Below are 26,913 nucleotides of genomic sequence, written 5' to 3'. Positions count from 1 at the left end.
CGGTGATGCCTCCGGTTTTTACAATTATTGAATAGTCCCGCCACTTGGTAACTGATTCGTGTATCCTTGAAACTGTTGGTAGGACTGCTGCAGCTTTTGCTGATCAGCAGCTTCAACTGAATACCAGCCCTTTTTAAACATGAGGTCATAAAGGTTGCGCTGGCATTGTTGAGTTTCTGTAAAAACCTGCATAATGTCCTGATACAATCCTTCGTGGCTTGCTTCATGTAAGGCCATACTGTAAGCACTTGTCATATACTTTTCCGTTGTTAGTAAATCATTGATGAAATCGCGTTCGTTCATTTGCGGCGTTTTTGGTACCTGGGTCTCAGGGTTTTTAATCTTTTGTTGTTGGTTTTGATATTGATTCATTTCAACTTTCCTCCTTTGTGCGTCTTTTCTTTATTGCATATTATTGAGCGGCTGCTGTTGGTTGGCGTGCTGGCCTAGGTGACCTAGCAGTTGTTGGTAGTGGCGCTGATGCATTTGTCCCACTTTTTCTGCTTCTGCTTTTAATTCAGGGTCCTGACACTGCCCGGCAAAAAAGTGTGCTTTTTTAGCAGAGAGCAAATTCCATGACATCATATCTGTTAAATAAAGGGCATCTTTTGTTGATACAACTCCGGGTGGCTCTGGCATCCTCGTTTGTTGATTTTGCATGTTCATATTGGGCATATTCATATTTTGTTGCAGCATAATAACCCTCCTAATTCGTGTAATCTTTACGACTTTATGGTCTCTCAAACAGGAATTTTTATACAAAAAGAGAAACAGGCTGACGTGCTCAGCCTGTTTTCTTCATCCTCGTTTAAATTGATTGTTTTGGCTGTTTTTTTTGTCAACGTGAGCCTCTTCGCCGCCTGGCCCGCCATTGCCCTTCACACTTGCAGCACTAACGCCTGCTTTGGAAGGATCCTTCTTCATTTTCGCCATTGTTATCACCTCGGATATTAGGGTGCCCTTTTATAGCCAAATATTTAAAAAATTTTTTTAAAAAAAATTATAAAATTCCACGTTTATGGATTGCACAAATTTTCAAAATATTCTATAGTAAGTAATAATAAGACTCATTCATATGTGAATTTTTTTTGACAAAAAAATGAATGAGTATTCATTCAAAGTTTGAAGGGGGAGACAATGTTGAACCAATTAATTAAAAAAGCAGCTGTCCTAGGGTCCGGAGTTATGGGGTCAGGAATTGCTGCCCACCTAGCGAATATCGGTATTCCTACACTATTATTGGATATTGTGCCACGTGAAGTAACGAAAGAAGAAGAAGCAAAAGGACTGACTTTAGCGGATAAACAAGTTCGTAACCGCATCAGTGCCGCGTCCATTCAAAAATTATTGAAGCAAAAACCTGCCCCACTAGCGGTGAAAAAGAATTTGGCCCTGATTGAAGCAGGTAACCTTGAGGATGATTTAGTCAAACTGAAAGATGTGGACTGGGTCATTGAGGTGGTTGTTGAAAACCTCAACGTCAAGAAACAGGTATTTGAAAAGGTCGAACAATACCGCAAACCTGGCAGCATCATTAGTTCCAATACCTCAGGAATTTCTGTAGAAGCGATGGTTGAAGGCCGTTCTGAAGATTTCCAAAAACATTTCCTTGGCACACACTTCTTTAACCCGCCGCGCTATTTGAAATTGCTTGAAGTGATTCCTACTCAATATACGGCTCCAGAAGTACTTTCATTCATGAAAACTTTCGGTGAGGATGTCTTAGGAAAAGGTGTGGTTGTCGCCAAGGATACACCAAACTTTATCGCTAACCGGATCGGGACTTACGGACTGCTCGTAACTGTTCAGGAAATGTTGAAGGCGGGCTTAAGTGTCGGAGAAGTAGACTCCATCACAGGGCCACTCATTGGCCGGGCAAAGAGTGCAACCTTCCGAACACTAGACGTGGTTGGATTGGACACCTTCTATCATGTGGCTAATAACGTCTATGAAAAAGTCGAAGGTAAAGAAAAGGAAGTTTTCGAAATCCCTCCCTTTATAAAGGGAATGGTTGAAAAAGGCTGGCTTGGAAGCAAATCGCGTCAAGGCTTCTTTTTGAAAAAGGGGAAAGAAATTCTTGAATTGGATCCAAGCTCGTTGGAGTATGGTCCACGTAAAAAACTATCGACACCTGCGGTTGAACTTAGCAAGCAGGAAAAAGGCACAGCGAATAAATTGAAAGCGCTTGTATATGCCAATGATCGGGCTGGACAATTCTTATGGAATACAATGGCACAGTCGTTTGTATACTCCGCTCAGCTATTAGGCGAGATTGCTGACAATATCGTTTCCATCGACCGTGCAATGAAATGGGGCTTTGGCTGGGAAACAGGGCCATTCGAAACATGGGATGCGATTGGTGTAGAAAAATCCGTTCAAAAAATGAAGGAAGCCGGTCTTGAAGTTCCAGCCTGGGTAACGGAAATGTTAGAAAATGGCCATTCATCTTTCTATTTAGAAGAAAATGGCGAGTTGTTCTTCTATGATAACGGCCAATATCGATTGGTTGAACTTAATCCAAAGGCACTCGACCTGAAAAAGATTAAGAAACAAAAAGGTGTTATTAAAAAGAATAGCGGGGCAAGTCTGATTGATATCGGGGATGGCGTAGCTCTATTAGAGTTCCATTCACCTAACAATGCCATTGGTCTTGATATTGTTCAAATGATTAACTATGCCGTGGAAGAAGTTGAGAAGAACTATAAGGGGCTAGTCATCGGCAACCAAGGAAAGAACTTCTGTGTCGGAGCGAACCTAGCGATGATGCTCATGGAAGTGCAGGATGACAATATTTATGAGTTGGATATGATTGTCCGTAACCTTCATAGTGCCTTGCTGAAAGTGAAATACAGTCCTAAGCCAGTCGTTGCTGCCCCGTTTGGAATGACACTTGGAGGCGGTGCTGAGGTGTGCTTGCCGGCAGCGCACATTCAAGCTTCAGCCGAAACGTATATGGGTCTTGTTGAAGTCGGTGTCGGCTTACTTCCAGGCGGCGGCGGAAACAAAGAGCTTTATATGAAGCACTTAGAAAACCTTCCAAATGGTGTACCATTTGACCTACAGAATGTCGCTAATAAAGTGTTTGAAACGATTGCCACTGCAAAAGTTTCCACATCCGCTGAAGAAGCACGTGAAAATAATTTCTTGGATTCTTCTGATGGAATCAGCTTTAATAACGATCATCTGCTTTATGATGCGAAGCAAGCCGTGTTAGCCTTACACGAACAAGGCTATAAGCAAAAAGTACGCAGAAAGGTGCCGGTCGTTGGTGAAACTGGCTATGCGACCCTGTTACTTGGTGCCGAAGCTATGCGTTTATCTGGGTATATTTCAGAGCATGATCTGAAAATTGCCAAGAAGATTGCCTATGTGATTGCTGGCGGAAAAGTACCATTCGGGACAGAAGTAGATGAGCAATATTTATTGGATCTTGAAAGAGAAGCTTTCTTAAGCCTTATTTCGGAACCAAAATCACAGCAGCGCATGCAGCATATGCTTGTGAAGGGTAAACCATTAAGAAACTAATTTTTTAAAATAAGGGGTAAGACCCCTCTTACAAAAGGTTTCGTTTAGGTCGTTTTGAACGAGGAGATAGACCCCAATATAAAAGATTTGTATTTTTCTAATTTGAAAGAAAGTGAGGGAACTTACATGAGAGAAGCGGTAATCGTTGCCGGCGCAAGGACCCCGGTAGGTAAAGCGAAGAAAGGGACGCTTGCCCATGTTCGCCCTGATGATTTGGGCGCATTGGTTGTAAAGGAAACATTAAGGCGTGCTGGAAATTATGAAGGAAATATTGATGATTTAATCATTGGCTGTGCTATGCCTGAAGCCGAACAAGGCAACAATATGGCTCGCAATATTGGGGCATTAGCAGGTCTTCCATATACCGTTCCTGCGATCACAATCAATCGTTTCTGTTCTTCAGGATTGCAGGCAATTGCTTATGCCGCACAGGGAATCATGCTTGGCCATACCGATACAGCTATCGCGGGCGGAGCAGAATCGATGAGCATGATCCCAATGATGGGGCATGTTGTCCGTCCAAATATCAAACTAGCTGAAACGGCTCCGCAATATTATATGGGAATGGGTCACACGGCCGAGCAAGTGGCGATGAAATATGGAATTTCCCGTGATGATCAAGATTCTTTCGCGGTAAGAAGCCATCAGCGTGCCGCAAAAGCAATTGCCGAAGGGAAATTCGTCGATGAAATTGTTCCTGTCGATGTAACAATCCGGACGGTGGGTAATGACAATAAGCTTGTTGAAAAAACAATTCGATTTTCGCAGGATGAAGGCGTTCGCCCAGATACAAATTTGCAGACATTAGGTAAACTCCGCCCGGCCTTCTCAGTGTCAGGCACCGTTACAGCTGGTAATGCCTCACAAACAAGTGACGGGGCGGCGGCATTGCTTGTCATGGACCGTGAAAAGGCTGAGGCACTTGGCCTGAAGCCATTGGCAAAATTCAGATCCTTTGCTGTTGGCGGTGTTCCACCTGAAATTATGGGTGTGGGACCGGTTGTTGCGATTCCAAAGGCCGTCAAACTTGCGGGCCTAGAGTTATCGGATATTAACTTATTTGAATTGAATGAAGCCTTTGCTTCACAATCCCTACAAGTTATTCGTGAACTAGGTCTAAACGATGAAATCGTCAACGTAAATGGCGGCGCCATAGCCCTAGGACATCCGCTTGGATGTACGGGAGCAAAATTAACGCTCTCACTAATTCACGAATTAAAACGCCGTAACGAACAATTTGGTGTTGTAACGATGTGTATCGGCGGTGGAATGGGTGCAGCGGGCGTATTTGAATTACTTTAATTCATTTGGGGCTGTCCCAAGCATTCTTGAACATATACCTTTTACAAGGGGGCGGCTAGTTGCCCCCATTAATCAAAGATTAGGAGGAATAAATAATGGCAAACCAAACAGAAAAAATCATTAAAGGCGGAAGCTTTTTAATTGAAGATATTTCTTACGAGCAACTATTTACACCGGAGGATTTTACCGAAGAGCATTTGATGATTGCGAAAACAGCAGAAGATTTTGTTGAAAAAGAAGTAGTTCCTCAGCTTGAACATTTAGAAAACCATGAGTTTGACCGGACGGTGAAGCTCCTTAAAAAAGCCGGTGAACTGGGTCTGTTAGCCGTTGACGTACCGGAGGAATATGAAGGCTTAGCCCTAGATAAGATTACCTCATCGCTACTTACCGAAAAAATGGCTGGAGGCGGTGGTTTCTCTCTTTCTCACGGGGCTCACGTGGGAATTGGTTCCCTGCCAATCGTGTTGTTCGGGAATGAGGCCCAAAAACGCAGATATTTACCTGCCCTTGCATCAGGTGAAAAACTTGCCGCTTATGCCTTAACTGAACCAGGTTCTGGTTCGGATGCCCTTGGTGCCAGAACAACGGCTAAATTAAATGCTGCAGGTACTCATTACATTCTAAACGGGGAAAAGCAATGGATTACCAATGCCGGTTTTGCTGATGTATTTGTTGTATATGCAAAAATTGATGGCGAGCAATTCACTGCATTCATTGTTGACCGGGATTTCTCTGGTGTTTCAACTGGTGCAGAGGAGAAGAAAATGGGAATTAAGAGTTCTTCCACTCGGACGCTTATTTTAGAAGATGTTCCCGTTCCTGTCGAAAATTTATTAGGTGAAATTGGTAAAGGGCATGTGATTGCCTTTAACATCTTAAATATCGGGCGTTATAAGCTTGCAGTTGGCAGTGTGGGGGGTTCCAAGAAGGCCTTTGAATTAACTGTTAAATATGCAAATGGGCGTCAACAATTTAAAACACCAATTTCACAATTCAATTTAACAAAAGAAAAATTCGGAACCCTTGCCTCTAAGATTTACGCGGCAGAAAGCTCTGTTTATCGTACCATAGGTCTATACGAAGAAAACCAAGGCAAACTTTCAACTGAAGAAGAAAAGGATATTAAATTAGTGGCAAATTCAATTGCTGAATATGCGATTGAGTGTTCATTGAATAAATTCTTTGCAAGTGAAGTATTAGCCTATGTAACGGATGAAGGTGTACAAATTCATGGTGGATACGGATTTATGCAGGAGTATCCTATTGAAAGAGCGTATCGTGATGCACGTATTCAGCGTATTTTTGAAGGAACAAATGAAATTAACCGCCTTCTAGTGCCAGGCACCTTATTGAAAAAAGCTTTCAAGGGTGAGCTTCCATTATTTCAAAAGGCAGTGGCCCTTCAAGAGGAATTAATGATGTTAACACCAGAAGAACCTGGTGATGAGCCACTTGCACAGGAAAAATATCTTGTAAGAAATGCAAAAAAGATTGCCCTTTTAGCAGCTGGTTTAGCTACGCAAAAATATGGCAAAGCACTTGAAAAAGAGCAGGAAGTTTTAGCAAATATCGCGGATCTTGTTTCTAACGTGTATGCAATGGAATCCGTTGTGTTACGTACTGAAAAAGCAATTGCAAAAACTGGTTTAGATAAGAACAAGCAGAAACTTCTTTATACGCAAATTTACTGCCAAGAAGCCTTCAATGAGCTTGAGGCGATTGCCAAAGAAACATTAGTGGCTGTTGAACAAGGCGATACCCTGCGTATGATGTTGTCCTCGCTTCGTAAATTTACACGTCATACTCCAATTAATGTCATTGCGAAAAAACGTGAAGCTGCGGATGTCATTATTAAAGCCGAACGCTATCTAGTTTAATTAAATCAGGCTCCCTTTCTATTAGGAAGGGGGCTTAAATTTTTATATTAGAAAAGGAAGGAATTTTGAAAAATTAGTCGAATTTTTTTAAGTAGAACATATTTTTTGCATTAGGATTTTGAAAAACGTTATGATAATATTCAATTGACTCTAACAAGTCATTGATATTTAATAGGAAAAGGCGGTGAACTTGATGTCTCTGACGTTTTACTGGTATCCGAAATGCGGCACTTGTCGAAACGCGAAGAAATGGATGGATGCCCATCAGCTTTCCTATGAAGAAGTACATATTGTTGAACATCCTCCAAGTCGTGAGGAATTGCAGGAATTTTATCAAAAAAGCGGACTGGAATTAAAGAAATTCTTTAACACAAGCGGTATGAAATATCGTGAATTAGGGATAAAGGATAAAATGAAGTCTGCAACAGATGAAGAACTGCTAGAATTACTGGCTTCCGATGGCATGTTAATTAAACGGCCGATTTTAACAGATGGTGAACGTGTCACCGTGGGCTTTAAAGAAGAAGAGTATGAAAAAATGTGGCAGTAAGCCTGCTCTTCCTTCATTACTAATGGGAATCGATTTATTTCGATGATAGATTTTAAAAAAAACAATGGAGGTTTTTTAAGATGAGTACACCAAAAGAATTACGGTATTCAGAAGAACATGAATGGGTAAAGGTTGAAGGGGAAAAAGTGCGTGTGGGGATTACTGCTTTTGCACAACATGAATTAGGAGATATCGTTTTCGTTGAACTTCCAGAAGTTGGCGATGAGTTATCTGCGGACGAACCATTTGGAAGTGTTGAATCTGTAAAAACTGTTTCTGAGCTTTACGCTCCAGTTAGTGGTAAAGTCGTTGAAGTAAATGAAGATTTAAGTGATAGCCCTGAGTTTGTCAACGAATCTCCTTATGAAAAAGCATGGATGATTGTCATTGAATTATCAGACAGCAGTGAACTAGATAAGCTCATGACGGCTGAACAATATGAAGAAATGACTAAAGAAGGCTAATTAATCCCGAAAAAGCACCTTGTCAAGGTGCTTTTTCTCTTAATTTCCCACTTTTTCTTCTACTATTTTAGGGAACCTTATAATAAATATATTGAAGAGGGTGGGAGTATGACGTTAAAGCAGCAAAGAGTCGATGTTACCAATCGAGTGATTGGCAAAATGAATAATGGGGAAATGGAGCTGTTTCTTGATAATACACCGATTGGAAAAATGAAGCTTTCAAATCACATGCAAGTAGAATTAGAGCATCATTTTGAAGTGGATCAACAAAAGATCTATCAACATGTCACAACAACAGAAAACCCAAATGCAAAATATACAGATTGTGATGATGGAGGATGGTGTTAACTAGGTAAATTTCACGTGAATTCTGAGGCAAATCCCTATTTTTAAAATGACAATAATGATAAAGTTAACATAGGCAGAAGAATGCACACGTAATCAATATTTTAGAATATGTTAACATAAACAACTTCTAATACAGGTGATGGATGATGAATGATTCGTATGTTGACAAAGTTCTTATTGTCGAAGGAAAATCAGATAAAAATAAGGTCAAAAGAATTGTTAAGGAACCAGTAGAAATTATTTGTACCAATGGCACGATCAGTATCACAAAATTAGATGAACTAATTGAATTTCTTGAGGATAAGGATGTCTATATTCTTGTGGATGCCGACTCCTCAGGTGAAAAGCTTCGCAAACAGTTAAAACGAGAATTTCCACAAGCGGAACATTTGTATATTGACCGGATGTATCGTGAGGTGGCAACTGCGCCAGTGCACCATTTGGCAACCGTTCTAATAGGGGCGAATATCGATGTTCATACTGAATTTTTAGAAATGGGTTAAAAGATATATGAACGAATGGAATCGAACAGATTTATCTGCCTTTCTTGAAAAAAAGGCGACTGGGTTAGTCTATTTTTATACACCCATGTGCGGTACCTGTCAGGTAGCTTCAAAAATGCTGCAGGTCATTGAGCAACTAGTAGAGTTAGATATGGGAAAAATGAATTTAAATTTCTACCCAGACCTTGCTAGGGATTTTGCAATTGAAAGTGTCCCTTGCCTATTATTTGTTCAAGCCGGCAAGATAAAAGAAACCCTCTACGCTTTTCAATCAGTTCCATTTTTGCTTGAAAAAATAAAACAACATTTATCCTAAGCAGATGCGCAAAGTGCATCTGCTTTTAATTGCTTTTAACCCATAAACGATCACTGTGAAGAGTGCAGAGTGCCCATCGAGGTGAAAAAAGATCAGCAACGATCACTGTGAAGAGTGCAGAGTGCCCATCGAGGTGAAAAAAGATCAGCAACGGTCACTGTGAAGAGTGCAGAGTGCCCATCGAGGTGAAAAAAGATCAGCAACGGTCATTGTGAAGAGTGCAGAGTGCCCATCGAGGTGAAAAAAGATCAGCAACGGTCACTGTGAAGAGTGCAGAGTGCCCGTCGAGGTGAAAAAAGATCAGGAACGGTCACTGTGAAAAGTGCAGAGTGCCCGTCGAGGTGAAAAAAGATCAGCAACGGTCACTGTGAAGAGTGTCACTTGTGTTAAAAAAGTCTTTGGTCATGTAAACTAATGAAACCAAATTCCTTCTTACCCTCAACACTATAATTTTGTTTTAAAATCCTTCTAATTGTTTTTTTAGACTCAACCACCTTACACCATTCATGAACTAAATTTGTTGTAATTTTTATATTAGGAAAAAGCAGCTTAATTTCCTCCACAACACGTAAAACGGCATGATCAATCACTTCGTGACAACCGCAATCCTCACACACAAGTTTATTATTTACAACAGTAGTCTTCAATGAGAGGCAGACCCGACAAATGTTACCTTTTTTTAATTTACCGTAGTCATATGGAGGTAACCTATCATAAGGTAATTCAATTTGATGCATCGAAACCAGTTGGTCAGCTAGCTTTTTGTGCATCCCATTTAATGTTGACGGTCTCCTATTTAAATTGTGCATAAAGCGAGGGAGCTGATTTGGGTAGATAATGGGTTCATTAAGTGGAGCTTTATAACAGGTAAAATGGGGGTTGATAAAAATTACATAAGCCTCAATAGGGATTCGATACCCAAGGCTTTCTAACAGCTGGCGGAGTAGGGATTCGCTTCGTTGTAGTTGGTGCAGGGGATTTTTGTATTCCTTTTTGGGTAGAGCATAGAATCGGTCACCTTCAAAATAAAAGTCACCTTCATAATTTTTTACTTCAAAAAGATAGAGGGGGTCTTGAGTAATCATCACTGTATCAAGTTGGAATTTACCATTATTAGTTTCCAGTAACAGGTCGTTTAGAATATAACTTGGACACTGAAGCTTCTCTGTCAATGAGTCAAACATAACTTCACCTTCAAATCCTTTCACAAGGTTACGAAAGCGAATTTTATCCTTTTCAGCTAATTTCATTCGCGAGTTTAGAAATCTTAAAATTTTAATTTCATCTGCTTCAATACGGTCTTTAAAACTCATAATCCACATCCTTTCGATTTCGAATCTAACTTCATTTTACAAAATGCTGCCCACAAACTTGATGTAATGTATGAATAATTTTCAACACTTTTCAAAAAATTCTCTCCATCCGACATATTTCTCAGGAAATCTCCGTAAATCCCCTCCAAAAGGTTGATAATTGTCGACCACTTTAAAGAGGATTTCATGCCCCGCTCCTGTATATTTAATATAAGAGAGCAGACCGGAGTGGTGGATTATGATAGAGATGCTGAAAAACTTTCAATTAGCAATCAAACAGCAAAGGCATGTTCTGCCGTTACTAGAACATATCGATTTGCGAGTGAATTTGGTTTGTGAACAAAATACTTTTCAGATTATCATAAAGAATGGAGAAATTTTCATACTTCATGATAGCGAAGAGACACGAACGATATCCGAAATCCGCGGTGACCTTAAGGCAATGAAACAACTACTTGAAGGGAAGGAACGGTTAAGGGCCCTTGAACATAACGGCCAATTAAGTATTTCCGCTCCAATTCGTACCACATTATTGATAGAATCCATCTTCTATTTGACAAAGGCACAGGAAAATTTTTCAAAAATCACAAATTTCTAATCATAGCTATTGACTCGGAATTGAACTTACTGTAAAGTTTTAGGTGAATAATCAAATAATAAAGAAAATTCAATAAACATACTTATCGAGAGTGGCGGAGGGACTGACCCTATGAAGCCCGGCAACCGGTTTATAACACAATCACACGGTGCTAAATCCAGCAGAGCGGCGATGCTCTGAGAGATGAGGAGAGAGACCCCCTCTTCTTTGAAGCGGGGGTTTTGTTTGTTGAATTGCAAAAAAGGAGGAAGTAGTATGGGTGAAAATCAGAAGAAGTATCGTTTTGAAACATTGAGTGTTCATGGTGGATTGTCTCCGGATCCGGTAACGGGGGCACGTGCCGTTCCGATTTATCAAAACAACGCCTATCAATTTAAGAATACAGAGCATGCGGCAAACCTATTTAGCTTAGCGGAACCTGGTTACATATACACACGCATTCACAACCCTACTACTACCGTTTTTGAAGAAAGAGTAGCATTATTGGAAGGCGGCGTTGGTGCCCTAGCAGTTGCTAGCGGTATGGCAGCGATTACCCTCGCCATTTTAAATATTGCTGAAGCTGGCGATGAAATCGTATCGGCATCAAATCTCTATGGCGGAACATATAATCTTTTTGCAGTGACTCTTCCAAAATACGGGATTAAAGTGAAATTTGTTGACCCTGAAAATCCGGAAAACTTCCGTACGGCCATTACCGACAAAACAAAGGCTGTTTTCGCTGAAACGATTGGTAACCCAAGCCTTCGTGTACTTGATATTGAAAAAGTTGCCGATATTGCCCATGCCGCAGGTGTTCCATTAATTATTGATAACACCTTTGCCACTCCATATCTGTGCCGGCCAATTGAATATGGTGCCGATATTGTGATTCATTCTGCCACCAAATGGCTCTTAGGAAATGGAACAACTACAGGTGGAGTTATAGTCGATGGTGGGAAGTTCGATTGGAATTCACCGCGTTTCCCTGGTTTTACGACGCCAGATGCCAGCTACCATGACCTGGTTTATGCCGAAGCCTTAGGTGCGATCGCCTTTATTATCAAAGCCCGTGTCCAATTGCTGCGTGACTTAGGACCGGCATTAAGTCCGCAAAATTCCTTCCAGTTTATCCTTGGTCTTGAAACACTGCATGTTCGGATGAAGGAACATGTGGCTAATACAAAAGAAGTGGTGGAATATTTAACCAATCACCCTGCTGTGGAATGGGTATCTTATCCAGGACACCCATCCCACCCAGATTATGAATTAGCCACAAAGTACTTGCCAAAAGGTGCAGGTTCCATGGTTGTCTTCGGGATTAAAGGCGGTAAAGAAGCAGGAGCCAAAGTAATCGATTCGATTACTCTATGGGCGCATGTTGCAAACGTTGGCGATGCAAAAAGTTTAATTATTCACCCAGCAAGCACCACCCATCAGCAATTAGATGCTGATGGCCTGAAAGCTGCAGGTGTAACAGAGGATTTGATTCGCCTTTCAATCGGTATCGAGAATGTTGAGGATTTAATCGAAGATCTCGAATCAGCTATTTTGGCTGCTACTGGTGTAATCTCATTCAAGGTAAATGCATAAAAGTTACCAAAACTTATTTTTCCGAATATGAAGTTATTTTCATTGACACCCCTTTTTATCCATGATACGATAACTTTTGTAATATAATTACTTAAACAAATTAACGTTTTAATTGAATATAGGATACTTGATGCTCTTATCAAGAGAGGTGGAGGGATGTGCCCGATGAAGCCCGGCAACCGTCAATATTTATTATTGAAATGGTGCCAATTCACACAAAGCGATTGCTTTGGGAGATGGGAGAAAGGATTATTTTTAATGATGCCTTTCTGCCTGCGCAGAAAGGCTTTTATTTTGTTAAAACAGAATCTTTTTGTTAAAAAAGTCAAATCCTATATTAATAAGCGGTATATTACAATACAAATCTTTCAGAATGTTAAGTAAATTGGATAAGAAGCAGGTGATTCAATGATATCAATAAAAAATGTCCAGAAGATTTTCCCTTCTAAACAGGGGCAGCTAAGAGCCGTCGATGATGTCAACCTGGATATACAAGAGGGAGAAATATTCGGAGTGATTGGATACAGTGGTGCTGGTAAAAGTACCTTAATCCGAATGTTAAATGGATTAGAGCTGCCAACCGACGGAACTGTAACAGTAGCTGGCCGCGTTATTTCGAAGATTAAAGGCAGTGAGCTTCGAAAAGCACGCCAGGAAATCAGCATGATTTTTCAGCATTTTAACTTACTGTGGTCGAGGACGGTAAGTGAAAATATTGCGTTTCCACTTGAAATTGCAGGTGTAAATGGTTCACAAAGGAAAAAAAGAGTGGACGAACTAATTAAACTAGTAGGCCTTGAAGGAAGAGAAAATGCCTACCCATCCCAATTAAGCGGCGGACAAAAGCAGCGTGTGGGGATTGCTAGGGCACTCGCTAACAATCCAAAGGTGCTCCTATGCGATGAAGCGACTTCAGCACTAGACCCGCAAACAACTGATTCTATCTTGGAATTGTTAGTCGATATTAATAAAAGACTGGGTCTGACAATTGTTTTAATCACCCATGAAATGCATGTCATCCGGAAGATTTGTCACCAGGTTGCGGTCATGGAAAACGGTAGGGTTGTAGAGATTGGTCCGGTTTTAGATGTATTTAAAAATCCAGAACAGCCAATTACAAAGCGCTTTGTGCAGCAGGTGACGGAACCGGAAGAAACGAAGGAAACGATTGAACATTTACTTGAACGCTATCCGCATGGAAAAGTGGTTCAACTTTCATTTGTAGGGGAAACAACAGAACAACCATTAATCACAAACATCATCCGAGACTTTGATGTTATCGTAAATATTCTTCAGGGGAAAATTTCCCACACGCAAACTGGATCATACGGAACATTATTTATCCACTTGGATGGGCAATCTAGCGAAATACAGAAAGCCATTGATTATATTCACTCACAGCAAGTAGGCGTGGAGGTGATCAGTAATGGCTAACCTTATGGAAATGGTAAATTGGGAACAATTATTAGAAGCAACACGTGAAACGATTTATATGACTTCCATTTCAGTGTTTGCAACCTTTATTTTAGGATTATTCCTTGGTCTGTTGTTGTTTTTAACAGATAAAGGTAATATCTGGGCTAATCGAGCTGTTAATGTTATTATTGCTGGCTTTGTTAATATTTTCAGATCAATCCCCTTTATTATCTTAATTGTTTTATTAATTCCTTTTACAAAATTATTGCTTGGGACTATGCTCGGTGCGAATGCGGCACTACCAGCCCTAATTATTGGAGCAGCTCCTTTTTATGCACGAATGGTAGAAATAGCCCTTAGGGAAATCGATAAAGGTGTTATTGAGGCATCGCAATCGATGGGAGCAACACATGTTCATATCATTTTTAAAGTATTAATACCGGAATCTTTGCCGGCATTAATTTCAGGGATTACAGTCACAGCCATTTCTCTAGTCAGCTTTACAGCAATGGCCGGAGTCATTGGGGCTGGCGGACTTGGACATTTTGCTTACCTTGAAGGTTTTCAGCGTAATCGACCGATTGTCACCTTAGTTGCAACGATTGCGATATTAATTTTAGTTTTTATTATCCAATTTATTGGAGATTATTTTACAAAGAAAACAGATAAACGATAACAGGAGGGGTTAATTAATGAAAAAGGTATTTAGTTTGATTGTAATTTCGCTATTAGCATTTGCCCTAACAGCGTGCGCTGGTGCTAAAAACGATACAGGTGAAAAAGAAGGAAATGATGGTAACAAGAAATTAGTCGTTGGTGCATCTGCTGTACCGCATGCAGAAGTGCTAGAAGCGGCAAAACCTTTATTAAAGAAAAAAGGCATTGATCTAGAAGTAAAAGTTTTTCAAGATTATATCCTACCAAACGTAGCGTTAAGGGATAAAGAACTCGACGCTAATTATTTTCAAACACCAGGGTATTTAGACCTACAAATGAAAGAAAATAAGGATTTTGATTTTGTGAGTGTTGGGGAAATTCATAAGGAACCAATCGGAATTTATTCTAAAAAATATAAAAGTTTAAAAGACCTTCCAAAAGGTGCAAAAATTATTATGAGTGATTCACTAAGTGACCATGGACGTATTTTACCTATTTTTGAAAAAGAAGGTTTAATTAAGCTTAAAGAAGGCGTTGGCGCAAATGCAAGAGTAGAGGATATTGTCGAAAATCCAAAGAATCTTGATTTCTCAACTTTAATTGAAGCAAAATTATTAGCTTCTTCTTTCGAAAGCGGTGAAGGCGATGCGGTTGTCATTAATACGAACTACGCATTAGAAGGCGGTATTGACATCGGAAAGTATGGAATCGCATTTGAAGGCGATGACGTTGTTCCGGCAAACCTTGTTGTCGTTCGTTCTAAGGACAAAGACAAAGAAACTATCAAAACACTTGTCGAAGTCCTTCATTCTAAAGAAATCCAAGACTTCATTCTTGAAAAATACAAAGGTGCCGTTGTACCAGTTTCTGAATAAGGTTATAAATGGGAAAAAAGTCAGTGTAGAAACACTGGCTTTTTCTCTGTAGTTGTGTCTAAAGATGGCATACATTTAAACAATGACGATGGGTAAAAATAGAGAGAACATTAGACCTGAATTCGCTTGGAAATGCTAAAAAAATGAGGTATGATTTTAATCGAGTGTCATTTCCATTAATAATAATATACTGAATTATCATTCACAACACTCTAAATCCTCTTTTCATTCTCATTTGGTACAAGCTTAATGAAAATAGATGGACTGTTTTTACTGTTTAAGAGTTGCTAATACATTTCATTTGTTATAAGATTGGAATGAGAATAAAATGAGAATAGAGTTATAGAATAACTCAATCTACAAGAAACAACACTTTCTTTTCGGAGGTATAGATATGGCTGGATCAACTTTAACGATCAAAGATTTACATGTAGCAATTGATGGGAAAGAAATTTTAAAAGGTGTGAACCTTGAAATAAAGGGTGGAGAAATCCACGCAATCATGGGTCCAAACGGTACGGGTAAATCTACTTTATCTTCTGCTATTATGGGTCATCCAAAATATGAAGTGACAAGCGGAACAATCACTTTAGATGGACAAAATGTCCTGGATATGGAAGTAGATGAGCGTGCACGAGCTGGTCTATTCCTGGCAATGCAATACCCTAGTGAAATTAACGGCGTTACCAATGCTGATTTTTTACGTTCAGCACTTAATAGCCGTCTTGGTGAAGGAAATGAAATTTCATTAATGAAATTCATCCGTAAAATGGATAAGCAAATGGAATACCTTGAAATGGACCTTGATATGGCACAACGCTATTTAAACGAAGGCTTCTCCGGCGGTGAGAAAAAACGTAACGAAATCCTGCAATTAATGATGTTAGAACCGAAAATTGCAATCTTAGATGAAATTGACTCCGGACTAGATATCGATGCCTTGAAGGTAGTATCAAAAGGGATCAATCAAATGCGCGGCGAAGATTTTGGCTGCTTAGTTATTACACATTATCAACGACTTTTAAACTATATCACTCCAGACCATGTGCATGTGATGATGCAAGGCCGTGTTGTAAAATCCGGTGGAGCTGAATTGGCACAACGCTTAGAAGCTGAAGGATATGACTGGATCAAACAAGAGCTAGGAATTGAAGATGAAACAGTTGGGCAAGAAGCGTAAGAGAGGGTTAGGAGGATTACAATGACAACTGAAACCAAATTACCATTTGACAAGGACAATGTTCGCTCCTTTTCAAAAGAAACGAGCGAGCCTGCTTGGTTTGAAGAACTACGTCTAAAAGCATTAGCTGAGTTCGATCAGCTGCCAATGCCAAGACCAGACAAAACAAAGATTGATAAGTGGAACTTCACCCAATTCTCACAACATACTGTAAAAAGTGCTCCCTATACTTCACTTGCTGAATTGCCAGAAGAAGTAAAAGCACTGATTGATGTGGATGCAGAGAATAATAATTTATATATTCAACGAAATCAAACTCCAGCCTTTTTATCTTTATCTGAAGAGCTAAAGAGTCAAGGCGTTATTTTTACAGATATTTTTACAGCTGCTAAAGAACATGGTGACTTATTGAAAAAGTATTATATGACACAAGCCATCAATGCCGATGAACATCGCTTAACCGCTCTAAATGCTGCACTAGTTAATGGCGGAGTTTTCTTATATATTCCAAAAAATGTAGAAGTCTCTGAACCAATCCATGCCATTTATGTGCATGATAATGATCAGGCGAACTTGTTTAATCATGTCATTGTCGTCGCTGAGGACAATAGCAAAGTAACCTACGTTGAAAACTACATTTCGACGATGGAAGTATCAACTACTGTTGCAAATATCTTGACGGAAGTCATTGTAAATACAAACGCGAAAGTTCAGTTTGGCGCAGTTGATACGCTTGCAAAAGGAATCACAACCTATGTAAATCGTCGTGGTGTTGTCGGAAGAGATGCACGAATTGAATGGGCATTAGGTTTAATGAATGAAGGAAATACAATTTCAGATAACACAACTAATTTGATCGGTGATGGCTCCTACGGTGATACAAAAACAGTCGTTGTTGGGCGTGGCGAGCAAACGCAAAACTTTACCACAAAGGTTGTACACTTTGGAAGAAATAGTGAAGGTTATATCCTAAAGCATGGTGTCATGAAGGACAGTGCTACCTCCATTTTTAATGGTATCGGAAAAATAGAACATGGTGCTTCTAAATCAAATGCGGAACAAGAATCACGCGTACTTATGCTAAGTGAAAAAGCACGCGGTGATGCTAACCCAATTCTTCTGATTGATGAAGATGATGTAACGGCAGGCCACGCTGCTTCTGTCGGACGTGTTGACCCTGTTCAGCTTTACTACTTGATGAGCCGCGGAATTCGTAAAGAAGAAGCAGAGCGCTTAGTTATTCATGGTTTCCTTGCACCGGTTGTGAATCAACTTCCAATTGAAGGAGTAAAGAAACAGTTAACTGAGGTAATTGAAAGGAAAGTACGCTAATGAATGTCCAGGATATTCGTGCACAATTTCCAATCTTAGATCAAGAGGTCAATGGGAAGCCATTGGTATACTTGGATAGTTCTGCAACATCTCAAAAGCCGCTCCAAGTAATCGAGGCAATTGAAAAATATTATCGTGAAATCAATTCCAATGTCCATCGTGGTGTGCATACACTAGGAACAAGAGCAACAGATGCTTACGAAGGTGCAAGGGAAAAGGTTCGTAAGTTCATCAATGCCAAGTCCATTCAAGAAGTAATTTTTACCCGTGGAACGACAACGTCTTTGAATATTGTGGCTGCAAGCTATGCGGCAGCGAATTTAAAAGCAGGCGATGAAATCGTTATAACCTATATGGAGCACCATAGTAATATCATTCCGTGGCAGCAAGTGGCCAGACGGACTGGAGCACAGTTGAAATACATTCCACTTCAAGAAGATGGAACGATTTTACTCGATGATGCACGTGCGGCGATTACAGCAAATACCAAGGTTGTATCTGTCATGCAAGTATCAAACGTACTTGGCGTCATCAATCCGGTCAAAGAAATTGGTCAAATTGCACACGAGAATGGTGCCATCATGGTTGTAGACGGAGCGCAAAGTGCTCCGCATATGAAAATTGATGTTCAAGATTTAGATTGTGATTTTCTAGCTTTTTCAGGACATAAAATGTGCGGACCGACCGGTATTGGTGTTCTTTATGGAAAAAAACATCTACTCGAAAACATGGAGCCAATCGAATTCGGCGGCGAAATGATTGATTTCGTGCAATTGTACGAATCAACTTGGAAAGAGCTGCCTTGGAAGTTTGAAGGCGGTACTCCAATCATTGCAGGCGCCATTGGTCTTGGGGCTGCTATCGACTTTTTAAATGAAGTAGGCTTAAACCAAATTGCCGAACATGAACATAAACTTGCAGCATATGCTTTGGAAAAAATGTCTGCTGTAGACGGAATGACTATTTACGGTCCACTTGATGCAGCGAAGCGGGCAGGGCTAATCACTTTTAATTTAAGTGATGTTCATCCCCATGATGTAGCAACGGTACTTGATGCAGAAGGTATTGCTGTTCGTGCCGGACATCATTGCGCTCAGCCGCTAATGAGATGGCTTAAAGCCTCCGCGACTGCACGTGCAAGTTTCTACTTGTATAATACGGAAGATGATATAGATAAACTTGTTGAAGGACTTGTTAAAACAAAGGAGTATTTCAGCGATGTCTTCTAATAATTTAGATACACTTTACCGTCAGGTGATTATGGATCATTATAAAAATCCCCGTAATCGCGGTGTTTTAGAGGATGGCAGCCATACTATTAATATGAATAACCCTACCTGTGGTGACCGTATTCAATTAACCCTAAAAGTGGAGAATGGAATTGTGGTCGACGCAAAGCAAGAAGGGGAAGGCTGTTCGATTTCAATGTCATCTGCTTCGATGATGACGCAGGCGATTAAGGGGAAAAAAATCGAAGAAGCTTTAAAATTAGCAAAGATCTTTTCTGATATGATGCAGGGGATCGAATACGACGATGACGATCTTGATTTAGGTGATATTGAAGCACTTCAGGGCGTTTGTAAGTTTCCAGCCCGCATCAAATGTGCCACATTAGCGTGGAAGGCCATGGAAAAAGGTTTGAAAGAAGAGGAACAAGCATAAAATTAAGAAAACGCGGGTGGGAGAGGGCAATGTCCAGCTCCAGCGCCTAACTAAGGCGCTTCCGCTTTTCTAAGAATGGAGGAACACGACGATGGCGAAAAAAATGCCGGAAATCGGTGATTATAAATATGGATTTGCCGATAAAGACGTTTCTATATTCCGATCAAAACGTGGTTTAACATCTGATATAGTCAAAGAAATATCTAAATTGAAGAATGAGCCACAATGGATGTTAGACTTCCGTTTGAAGTCGCTTGAGCATTTTTACAAAATGCCTATGCCACAATGGGGCGGGGATATGGCTTCTTTAAATTTTGATGAAATTACTTATTATGTAAAACCATCCGAAAAATCAGAGAAGTCATGGGATGAAGTGCCAGAAGAAATCAAGGCAACTTTTGATAAGCTCGGAATTCCAGAAGCTGAACAAAAGTACCTTGCTGGGGTATCCGCTCAGTACGAATCTGAAGTCGTTTACCACAACATGAAGGTAGAACTAGAAGACTTAGGGATCGTCTTTAAGGATACAGATTCTGCTTTAAGGGAAAATGAAGATATTTTCCGCGAACACTTTGGAAAAACAATTCCGCCAACCGATAACAAGTTTTCTGCACTTAATTCTGCTGTATGGTCAGGCGGCTCGTTTATCTATGTGCCACCTGGTGTGAAAGTAGATACGCCATTACAGGCTTACTTCCGTATTAACTCTGAAAACATGGGTCAATTTGAACGGACATTAATCGTTGTTGATGAAGGCGCACACGTGCATTACGTTGAGGGTTGTACAGCACCAGTCTATACAACAAACTCCCTGCACAGTGCCGTTGTTGAGATTGTTATTAAAAAAGATGCCTACTGCCGTTATACAACGATCCAAAACTGGGCTAATAACGTCTTCAACCTTGTAACAAAGCGTGCGGTTTGTGATGCTAATGCGACAATGGAATGGATTGATGGTAACATCGGTTCGAAATTAACGATGAAGTATCCTGCCGTTATTTTAAAAGGCGAAGGTGCTCGTGGTATGACGCTTTCGATTGCAATTGCCGGAAAAGGTCAGCACCAGGATGCAGGAGCGAAAATGATTCATTTAGCTCCAAATACATCTTCAACGATCGTTTCTAAATCAATTTCTAAGCATGGCGGTAAAGTAACCTATCGCGGCCAAGTTCACTTCGGACGTAAGGCAGATGGGGCACGTTCTAATATCGAATGTGATACATTAATTATGGATAACAAGTCGACATCAGATACAATCCCATATAATGAAATCTTAAACGATAACATCTCGCTCGAGCATGAAGCAAAGGTTTCTAAAGTTTCTGAAGAGCAGCTCTTCTACTTGATGAGCCGTGGTATTTCTCAACAGGAAGCTACAGAAATGATCGTTATGGGCTTTATCGAGCCATTTACGAAAGAATTACCAATGGAATACGCCGTTGAAATGAACCGTCTCATTAAGTTCGAGATGGAAGGATCTATCGGATAATATTTTTTATAAAATTTACCCGCTTTGCCGCAATGGCAGGCGGGTTTTTGCGTATGGATTTGCTGAAGTCGCCATTAACTTGTGGATAAGGTGCTCCAACTTGCGGATAGATGTGTCCAACTTGCGGATAAGGTGAGCCAACTTGCGGATGGGGTGAGCCAACTTGCGGATAGGATGCGCCAACTTGCGGATAGGTGTGTCCAACTTGCGGATAAGCGTGTCCAACTGGCGAATAGCCCCACTTTACTGGCGACTGCCCCATTTGCCATGAAATTGTTGTTTGCACCTAAATATCTTCTACCCTTTTTCTCAAATCGAAAAATGGTTATGCTATTATTAATAGTTGGAGGTGAGTTTTTTGATCTACATCGGTGTAACCGGCTGGGGCGACCACGATAGCTTATATCCAGGCCAAATTTCGTCAAGGGACAAGCTAAAGGCATATGCAGGCCACTTTCCAATCGTAGAAGTAGATTCAGCCTTTTATGCGATTCAGCCTAAAAGGAATGCTGAGAAGTGGGTCAATGAAACACCGGCCGGCTTCCAATTTATTGTGAAAACCTACCAGGGAATGACAGGACATATGCGAGGGGAAATTCCGTTTGAAAATAAACAGGCGATGTTCAGAGCTTTCAAAGAGTCGCTCGAACCATACATAGAAACAAATAAACTAGCGATGGCCCTCTTTCAATTTCCACCATGGTTTACATGTACTCGCGAAAATGTCGAATACTTAAGATGGTGCAAGCATGAGATGGGTGACCTACCTTGCGCATTAGAATTTAGACATCAGTCGTGGTTCGCTCCCCAGTATCGTCAAAAAACACTTGATTTTATGATAAAAGAAAAATGGATCCATAGTATTTGTGATGAACCACAATCTGGAGTTGGTTCCATCCCAACTGTATTAGAGACGACAACCCCCGATAAGGTTCTTGTAAGGTTTCACGGTCGTAATGTCCATGGCTGGCAAAAACGAATCGGAGAGGATTGGCGTGAGGTCCGTTATCTTTACCGCTATAACCAAAAGGAGCTAGAAGAATGGGCAGATTCCATTCAAAAATTAGCACAGGAATCAAGAGATGTTTATCTCCTTTTTAACAACAACTCTGGTGGAGATGCGGCAGACAATGCCAAGGAAATGGTCAACCTTTTACAAATTGAATATCAGGGACTTGCTCCACGCCAGCTAGATTTATTATAAAAGGGATACAAAACAGCGAGAGGTTAGGAGAAAGAAAACATGGAATGGATTATTCTAGTAGTGATTGGACTTATTGCGAGTTCGTTAGGCTCGCTAATAGGATTAGGCGGCGGAATTATTATTGTTCCCTCGTTGCTTTATTTATCAACCCTATCAGCCTTTGGACATATAACACCTCAGGTTGCGGTAGGGACATCACTGTTTACGATGATTTTTACAGGTCTATCATCTACATTAGCTTATATGAAACACAAAACAGTTGATTATAAAAGCGGCCTGATTTTTCTAATCGGAAGTGGTCCAGGGAGTATTCTGGGCGCATGGGTAACTGAAGGCTTACATATGAAGACGTTCAATATCTTTTTCGGACTATTTATTATTTTTATTTCGATTATTTTATTACTAAAGGACAAATTAAAGCCCATTCCTTATCGGAAAGATCGGGGAATTATCCGCACTTTTATTGATAATGCAGGTAAAACCTTTGAATACGGATATAACCCAATAATAGGAGTCCTGATTGCTTTTGTAGTTGGCTTTTTATCGGGAGTTTTTGGTGTTGGCGGCGGGTCCTTAATGGTTCCGACCATGATTTTGGTGTTTTTCTTTCCACCACATGTGGCAACGGCCACGTCGATGTTTATGATTTTACCAACATCCTTGCTGAGCTCGATTACACATATTACTTTAGGAAATGTGGACTGGCTTTATGCTTTAGCATTGGTTCCTGGGGCTTGGATTGGAGCTAACGTGGGTGTCTTTTTAAACACAAAGCTTAAGAGTAAAACAATTGTATTAATTTTACGAACCATTCTTGTCATTGTTGGAGTTAGGTTAATTTATCAAGGGATTTTTGGGCAGGTCTAGGATGGAAACCATACATATTTATCATACAAATGATGTCCACAGTCACTTAGAAAATTGGCCCCGAATTAAGCAGTTCCTAGCAATAAAACATGATAGGCATCACCAAAAAGATGAGGATGTACTTCTATTTGATATCGGTGATTTTATAGATCGCTGGCACCCTTTCACAGAAGCGACAAGAGGGAAAGGGAATATTGATCTGTTAAATGAGAGTCACTATACCGCTGTAACGATCGGAAACAATGAAGGGGTTAACCTCCCATATGACAACTTAAATGAGCTCTATGAAAACGCTCAGTTTGATGTTCTGTTAGCGAACCTTTATCAACAAGATGGAGGCTTTCCTAGCTGGGTAAAGCCATATAAGATTTATCATTCGAAAAAGGGCACAAGGGTGGGTGTCATCGGTTTAACGGCACCGTTTGCCCATCTATATGGTTTACTGGGCTGGAAGGTGACAGAGCCGATTGAAGAGTTGAAAATATGGATTGGAAAAGTAAAAGCAGAATCAGACGTAATCATTTTACTTTCCCATCTCGGTCTTAATGTGGACGAATCCATAGCAGCTGAATTTCCTGATATTGATGTCATATTAGGTTCACATACCCATCACTTCCTGGAAAAAGGAAAGCTAGTGGAGGAGACCCTCCTTGGGGCGGCAGGTAAGTATGGATATTTTGTTGGCCACGTTACTCTCAAAGTGGATGAACAAAAAGAGATTACCGCTAAGAGGGCCATTTTATATGACAGTAAGGATCTGCCGAAAGCTAAAAATGAGCAGGAGCAAATCGATGCTTATTTTACAAGAGGAAAAGCCGATTTAAATCAAAAAGTAACCACCTTAGCTAAGCCTCTAATTAATGATCTTTTTCATGAAACGGAGTTTTCATTTATGCTTTGCAGGGCATTAAGAGAATGGTGTAACACTGATTGTGCCATGATTAACGCAGGGCTATTGTTAGGGCCTTTATCGGGTGATGTTACGGTTTACGATTTGCTGAAGATTTGTCCACATCCAATAAATCCGTGTGTGGTTGAACTAACTGGAAAAGAATTAGAAGAGGTTTATTGGCAGACAAAAGATGAAGGCTTAATCCATAAGCATATCAAAGGACTTGGATTCAGAGGAACTCTTTTAGGGATATTTGTCTTTGACCGAATTAGTTTTCATGGAGACGTCATGTTTATTAATGGGACGGAAGTCGATTATGAAAGAAATTATACGTTAGCCCTGCCTGATATGTTTACGTTTGGCCACTTTTTCAAAGACATTCTTCCGCAAAAAGAAAAGAAGTATTTCTTGCCAGAATTCCTAAGGGATTTATTAAAAAGGAAGTTACAAATACAGTCATAGAATGGGCTACACGCTTTTTCATAACCTGTCATAAAGTGATAGAGAGGAAAGGAGTGTGGACCATTTGATTGATCTTTCACCAATTGAAATAAACGGCCATACCTTTTTGGCAGTTTCGGTTTTACTTCCAAAAACAACCTTGCTTGCTGTATCAAGCGATAAGGGATATATCATGTGCGGTGCCTTGGATGTGGGTTTATTAAATGATAAATTAAAGGACCGCAAGATTATTGCCGGCCGTGCTGTGGGAGTAAGAACCATTGAACAGCTCCTAAATGCACCGTTAGAGTCGGTAACATGGGAGGCAGAGGCGTTAGGTATTCACCAAGGAATGATTGGGAAGGAAGCCTTGTTAAAAATGATTTAAAAAGCTTGCTCCATGCGGGCTTTTTTTTATATTTGGCACTATTAAACTTGGCTGTTGGTCTCTGCTCCAGGCGCGTGCGGTTCGCGGGCGGTCCAGGGAGCCTCCTCGGCGCTAAGCGCCTCTGGGGACTCCCCTGCCCCGTCCTCACGCAGGAGTCTTCGCGCCTTCCGCTCCAATCAACATGGTGTAAAAATGGTTACTTCCGCTTTTTTGTAGGGCTAGTTCTCCTTTTCAAAGCATACATATAGCTTGAAGGGGTGATTTTTTTGGCGAAGTTTCGCAGACGGCTTCCGAGGAAGGGACCGTTGCCTTTCCGTTATGTCATGCTATTGACGTTTGTCTTTTTTCTATTTTCAACTGCCACCGGCTTATGGCTCGTGAATAAGGGGATTGAGCCGACATTAATGAGAATTGCTACTTCCGAAACCCGAAATATTGCTTCCCTTGTTATTAATAAGGCGATTACAAAACGGACAACAGACACAGGTGAAGACAATGACGTAATTGTGATCTTACCAAGTGAAAATGGCAAGGCCTCCAACGTTAAACTCAATACAGTTTATATAAACCGGGTCTTAGCGGAAACAACCGCTCAAATTCAAAAAAACCTGAAGGCAGCTAAAAAAGGTGATCTTGCCTCGTTAGAGCAGTTAACTGATGTTGAAATTGAAACGCATAATTCGGAAAAGGAAGACGGAATTATTTGGTATGTCCCTCTAGGGCAAGCAACAAATATCTCCTTATTAGGAAATTTTGGTCCGAAGATCCCCGTAAAGTTTCATGCCATTGGCGAAGTGGAACCAGATGTTAAAATTGAGACAAAAGATATGGGAATCAATAATACTTGGGTCGATGTTTCTATTCATATCGAAGTGTCTGTCCAGATTATTACCCCGTTTGCTACTAAAATAACAAAGCTTACTCAAAGTATTCCGGTTGACGGATCACTCATACAAGGAGATGTCCCGCAATTCTACAATAGTGGCGGCGGAGTAACTCCATCAATACAGCTTCCAGATAAACAGTCGGACTCCAAAAAATCGGGGAACTAAAAATAGGACTATCCACCATGGACAGTCCTATTTTTTTCGAGCATTCATCCGCTCTATCCGCTTCCACTTAGCTAAATGAGGATAGGGATCAAAAGACCATTCAGTTACACCGTTGTCTTTGTACATCCCGTAATGTAAATGTGGAGGGAATTTTCCTGAGGTTCCTGGAGGGCCGTACCCAGAGCTCCCTACACCGCCAATAATCATTCCTGGCTCAACAATTTGGCCGACCTTTAAATCCTTAGCAAAACCGCTGAGATGGGCAAAATAATGATAGGTATTATTAATATCACGAATGCCGATTCTCCATCCTCCAAACTTATTCCAGCCCTTCATTTCAATAATGCCATAGTTTGTCGCACGAACCGGAACACCGTAGCCAGCAAAAATATCGGTACCTTCATGACTCCTTCGTCCACCCCACCCGCGGGCAGATCCCCAGGTGCTCCGGTAGCTGTGATTGCTGCGGATCGGTACGGGGAATACTTGTGCATCTAGATCAATCCGACCAAAATGTCGATATATTTTTGCTTTTCCAGCAATGATACTAACGGTTTTATCACGATGATAATAATTCCATAAGCCGATTTTTATATTATCATGATCAATTCCGTATGAAAGTAGATAATTGGCAAACGTATAAAGGACGTCCTCATCATTCTTAAGACTCGCTTTTCCATCCCCATCCCCATCCACACCTTTTCCATCAAAAAACTGGATGATTGCGGGGTTTTTTTCCAAAGGATTTGGATTGGTTAATCCAGCCCATTCTTCTGGACGAAAATAGATGCCGATTACGCTATCTGGTTTAGGTAAGTCTCTGCGGACCTGGCGGATGCTTCTTTCATATTGATCAATAGCCGCTAAATAATACCAAGGAATTTGGGTAACCGTTTCAACCTTCTTATAAAGCTTCATTCTTTCTTGATATGGATCAGTTTCGTTTGTTTTTGCTTGAGCCTCCCTGACCGTGAATGAAGTGGTAAATAATAAAAGAAAGGTTCCGATGATTAGAACAGCCCGCACAAGAATCCTCCTTCCGAGTAATGTACAAGGTTAGTTTATGTTTTCTAAACCATTTCATTAT

The 26,913-nt window shown here is 40.6% G+C and carries 29 protein-coding genes and 2 riboswitches; of the genes, 24 read left to right on the top strand and 5 right to left on the bottom strand.

All coding sequences use genetic code 11. The features are described 5' to 3' along the window. Positions 1 to 24 precede the first annotated feature (24 nt). From AB7942_RS09065 to AB7942_RS09055, 3 genes are all read right to left on the bottom strand, one after another. On the bottom strand, positions 25 to 372 hold the full coding sequence (locus AB7942_RS09065; protein WP_214715609.1) for a spore coat protein: 348 nt from the start codon (positions 370 to 372) through the stop codon (positions 25 to 27). Between the two features lie 30 nt (positions 373 to 402). Continuing rightward, a complete protein-coding gene (locus tag AB7942_RS09060) occupies positions 403 to 693 on the bottom strand; it encodes a hypothetical protein (protein WP_483310857.1) in 291 nt (96 codons plus the stop codon). A gap of 105 nt (positions 694 to 798) precedes the next feature. Beyond that, positions 799 to 933: a YuzL family protein gene (locus AB7942_RS09055; protein WP_214715611.1), complete on the bottom strand. Its 135-nt coding sequence runs from the start codon at positions 931 to 933 to the stop codon at positions 799 to 801. A 204-nt stretch (positions 934 to 1,137) separates the two neighbouring features. On the opposite strand from AB7942_RS09055, the gene AB7942_RS09050 reads away from it, so the two are divergent. From AB7942_RS09050 to AB7942_RS09015, 8 genes are all read left to right on the top strand, one after another. Next, positions 1,138 to 3,525 carry a 3-hydroxyacyl-CoA dehydrogenase/enoyl-CoA hydratase family protein gene (locus AB7942_RS09050; protein ID WP_369446580.1) on the top strand — a complete coding sequence of 796 codons (2,388 nt, stop codon included), beginning with the start codon at positions 1,138 to 1,140 and terminating at the stop codon, positions 3,523 to 3,525. Between the two features lie 126 nt (positions 3,526 to 3,651). After that, the gene (locus AB7942_RS09045; protein WP_369446579.1) at positions 3,652 to 4,827 is read left to right on the top strand and encodes an acetyl-CoA C-acetyltransferase; all 1,176 of its coding nucleotides are present in this window, start codon (positions 3,652 to 3,654) and stop codon (positions 4,825 to 4,827) included. 95 nt (positions 4,828 to 4,922) lie between these two features. Continuing rightward, the gene (locus AB7942_RS09040; RefSeq protein ID WP_369446578.1) at positions 4,923 to 6,707 is read left to right on the top strand and encodes an acyl-CoA dehydrogenase family protein; all 1,785 of its coding nucleotides are present in this window, start codon (positions 4,923 to 4,925) and stop codon (positions 6,705 to 6,707) included. A gap of 193 nt (positions 6,708 to 6,900) precedes the next feature. After that, entirely contained in the window at positions 6,901 to 7,257 is a 357-nt protein-coding gene (locus AB7942_RS09035) for an arsenate reductase family protein (protein ID WP_369446577.1), read from the top strand. Positions 7,258 to 7,337: 80 nt separating this feature from the next. Next, entirely contained in the window at positions 7,338 to 7,721 is a 384-nt protein-coding gene (gcvH, locus tag AB7942_RS09030) for a glycine cleavage system protein GcvH (RefSeq protein WP_088089508.1), read from the top strand. Positions 7,722 to 7,829: 108 nt separating this feature from the next. Next, on the top strand, positions 7,830 to 8,069 hold the full coding sequence (locus AB7942_RS09025; protein WP_369446576.1) for a YusG family protein: 240 nt from the start codon (positions 7,830 to 7,832) through the stop codon (positions 8,067 to 8,069). Positions 8,070 to 8,215: 146 nt separating this feature from the next. After that, positions 8,216 to 8,572 (top strand): toprim domain-containing protein, encoded by a 357-nt coding sequence (locus AB7942_RS09020; protein WP_088089506.1) that lies wholly within the window; start codon positions 8,216 to 8,218, stop codon positions 8,570 to 8,572. Between the two features lie 7 nt (positions 8,573 to 8,579). Continuing rightward, a complete protein-coding gene (locus AB7942_RS09015; RefSeq protein ID WP_088089505.1) occupies positions 8,580 to 8,888 on the top strand; it encodes a thioredoxin family protein in 309 nt (102 codons plus the stop codon). 386 nt (positions 8,889 to 9,274) lie between these two features. On the opposite strand, the gene AB7942_RS09010 is transcribed toward AB7942_RS09015, so the two are convergent. Continuing rightward, positions 9,275 to 10,201: a nuclease-related domain-containing protein gene (locus tag AB7942_RS09010; RefSeq protein WP_369446575.1), complete on the bottom strand. Its 927-nt coding sequence runs from the start codon at positions 10,199 to 10,201 to the stop codon at positions 9,275 to 9,277. 238 nt (positions 10,202 to 10,439) lie between these two features. Here AB7942_RS09010 and AB7942_RS09005 point away from each other — a divergent pair, with 238 nt between their 5' ends. The 16 genes from AB7942_RS09005 (at position 10,440) to yunB (ending at position 25,826) form a co-directional block, all read left to right on the top strand. Then, positions 10,440 to 10,799 carry an SCP2 sterol-binding domain-containing protein gene (locus tag AB7942_RS09005; RefSeq protein WP_369446574.1) on the top strand — a complete coding sequence of 120 codons (360 nt, stop codon included), beginning with the start codon at positions 10,440 to 10,442 and terminating at the stop codon, positions 10,797 to 10,799. Positions 10,800 to 10,878: 79 nt separating this feature from the next. Beyond that, positions 10,879 to 10,989, top strand: a riboswitch (SAM riboswitch). A 65-nt stretch (positions 10,990 to 11,054) separates the two neighbouring features. Beyond that, entirely contained in the window at positions 11,055 to 12,371 is a 1,317-nt protein-coding gene (locus AB7942_RS09000) for an O-acetylhomoserine aminocarboxypropyltransferase/cysteine synthase family protein (RefSeq protein WP_369446573.1), read from the top strand. 133 nt (positions 12,372 to 12,504) lie between these two features. After that, a riboswitch (SAM riboswitch) is annotated at positions 12,505 to 12,614 on the top strand. Positions 12,615 to 12,779: 165 nt separating this feature from the next. After that, entirely contained in the window at positions 12,780 to 13,805 is a 1,026-nt protein-coding gene (locus AB7942_RS08995) for a methionine ABC transporter ATP-binding protein (protein ID WP_369446572.1), read from the top strand. Beyond that, on the top strand, positions 13,798 to 14,463 hold the full coding sequence (locus AB7942_RS08990) for a methionine ABC transporter permease (protein ID WP_088089499.1): 666 nt from the start codon (positions 13,798 to 13,800) through the stop codon (positions 14,461 to 14,463). The genes AB7942_RS08995 and AB7942_RS08990 overlap by 8 nt, the downstream gene beginning before the upstream one ends. Positions 14,464 to 14,479: 16 nt before the next feature. Beyond that, on the top strand, positions 14,480 to 15,319 hold the full coding sequence (locus AB7942_RS08985; protein WP_369446571.1) for a MetQ/NlpA family ABC transporter substrate-binding protein: 840 nt from the start codon (positions 14,480 to 14,482) through the stop codon (positions 15,317 to 15,319). 394 nt (positions 15,320 to 15,713) lie between these two features. Continuing rightward, complete coding sequence (gene sufC, locus AB7942_RS08980) at positions 15,714 to 16,499, top strand: Fe-S cluster assembly ATPase SufC (protein WP_088089497.1); 786 nt, start codon at positions 15,714 to 15,716, stop codon at positions 16,497 to 16,499. Between the two features lie 21 nt (positions 16,500 to 16,520). Next, positions 16,521 to 17,831: a Fe-S cluster assembly protein SufD gene (gene sufD / locus AB7942_RS08975; RefSeq protein WP_168245597.1), complete on the top strand. Its 1,311-nt coding sequence runs from the start codon at positions 16,521 to 16,523 to the stop codon at positions 17,829 to 17,831. Beyond that, positions 17,831 to 19,060, top strand: coding sequence for a cysteine desulfurase (locus AB7942_RS08970; protein ID WP_369446570.1), 1,230 nt, complete (start codon positions 17,831 to 17,833; stop codon positions 19,058 to 19,060). Before sufD ends, AB7942_RS08970 begins: the two co-directional genes overlap by 1 nt. After that, entirely contained in the window at positions 19,050 to 19,493 is a 444-nt protein-coding gene (sufU, locus tag AB7942_RS08965; RefSeq protein ID WP_088089494.1) for a Fe-S cluster assembly sulfur transfer protein SufU, read from the top strand. Before AB7942_RS08970 ends, sufU begins: the two co-directional genes overlap by 11 nt. Before the next feature lie 91 nt (positions 19,494 to 19,584). Then, the gene (gene sufB / locus AB7942_RS08960) at positions 19,585 to 20,982 is read left to right on the top strand and encodes a Fe-S cluster assembly protein SufB (protein ID WP_088089493.1); all 1,398 of its coding nucleotides are present in this window, start codon (positions 19,585 to 19,587) and stop codon (positions 20,980 to 20,982) included. A gap of 81 nt (positions 20,983 to 21,063) precedes the next feature. Next, positions 21,064 to 21,381, top strand: a complete 318-nt coding sequence (locus tag AB7942_RS08955; RefSeq protein ID WP_369446569.1) for a hypothetical protein — start codon at positions 21,064 to 21,066, stop codon at positions 21,379 to 21,381. Further along, the gene (locus AB7942_RS08950) at positions 21,341 to 22,186 is read left to right on the top strand and encodes a DUF72 domain-containing protein (RefSeq protein WP_369446568.1); all 846 of its coding nucleotides are present in this window, start codon (positions 21,341 to 21,343) and stop codon (positions 22,184 to 22,186) included. Before AB7942_RS08955 ends, AB7942_RS08950 begins: the two co-directional genes overlap by 41 nt. Before the next feature lie 39 nt (positions 22,187 to 22,225). Beyond that, the gene (locus AB7942_RS08945; protein WP_369446567.1) at positions 22,226 to 23,053 is read left to right on the top strand and encodes a sulfite exporter TauE/SafE family protein; all 828 of its coding nucleotides are present in this window, start codon (positions 22,226 to 22,228) and stop codon (positions 23,051 to 23,053) included. A 1-nt stretch (position 23,054) separates the two neighbouring features. Continuing rightward, positions 23,055 to 24,407 carry a bifunctional metallophosphatase/5'-nucleotidase gene (locus tag AB7942_RS08940; protein ID WP_369446566.1) on the top strand — a complete coding sequence of 451 codons (1,353 nt, stop codon included), beginning with the start codon at positions 23,055 to 23,057 and terminating at the stop codon, positions 24,405 to 24,407. 64 nt (positions 24,408 to 24,471) lie between these two features. After that, the gene (locus AB7942_RS08935; protein WP_088089488.1) at positions 24,472 to 24,774 is read left to right on the top strand and encodes a YunC family protein; all 303 of its coding nucleotides are present in this window, start codon (positions 24,472 to 24,474) and stop codon (positions 24,772 to 24,774) included. 266 nt (positions 24,775 to 25,040) lie between these two features. Further along, positions 25,041 to 25,826 carry a sporulation protein YunB gene (gene yunB / locus AB7942_RS08930; protein WP_088089487.1) on the top strand — a complete coding sequence of 262 codons (786 nt, stop codon included), beginning with the start codon at positions 25,041 to 25,043 and terminating at the stop codon, positions 25,824 to 25,826. A 27-nt stretch (positions 25,827 to 25,853) separates the two neighbouring features. On the opposite strand, the gene AB7942_RS08925 is transcribed toward yunB, so the two are convergent. Beyond that, positions 25,854 to 26,852: a M23 family metallopeptidase gene (locus AB7942_RS08925; RefSeq protein ID WP_369446565.1), complete on the bottom strand. Its 999-nt coding sequence runs from the start codon at positions 26,850 to 26,852 to the stop codon at positions 25,854 to 25,856. Positions 26,853 to 26,913 lie beyond the last annotated feature (61 nt).

Source organism: Neobacillus sp. BF23-41 (genome assembly GCF_041106275.1).
The sequence above is the reverse complement of the archived record's forward strand: the minus strand, read 5'-3'. Positions and strand labels throughout refer to the sequence as shown.